The following is a 471-nucleotide window of genomic DNA, read 5'->3' on the forward strand; positions in this document are numbered from 1 at the left end:
GGCACTACGTGGGCCCGAGGCCGCCCCAGCCGCTCCCCTAGCGGCCGTCCCGTCCCGGTAGATCACCGTGGACGGCGCTTCCCGCCGAAGCCGTAGGCGTAGGCGTAGCGGACGTCCTGCCCTCGGAAGGCCACGGCCTCTGCCTCGTTCCACCCCTGCGGCCTGCGCAGCAGCGGACGTCCTGCCCCCGGAGGCCACCCTTCCGGACCAGGCGACGAGCCCACCGGAAGTCGCCGCGGGGCAAGTCAGGTTAGGCTCACCTCTGTGAGTACGTGCGCAACTGTCTCCCAGGCGCTCGACGAGCCCCTGTCGGGAACCGCGGCCACCGCGAGCACCTGGCTGCTGGTGGAACAGCCAGGTCCCTGGGGTGCGAAGGCGCTCACGTCGAGCCGCCTCGACCCCGAGGTCGGCCGCGGCCTGGAGGCCGCCGCCGAGGGCACGGGCGTCCGGGTCGCCCTCATCCGCAGGCCG

Annotated in this window: 1 pseudogene; it reads left to right on the plus strand. The window is 73.9% G+C overall.

The features are described from left to right. Positions 1–264 precede the first annotated feature (264 nt). Positions 265–471, plus strand: a pseudogene (locus tag RNB18_RS51415) (sucrase ferredoxin); the annotation flags it as partial.

Source organism: Streptomyces doebereineriae (genome assembly GCF_031845645.1).
Taxonomy (GTDB): Bacteria; Actinomycetota; Actinomycetes; order Streptomycetales; family Streptomycetaceae; genus Streptomyces; species Streptomyces canus.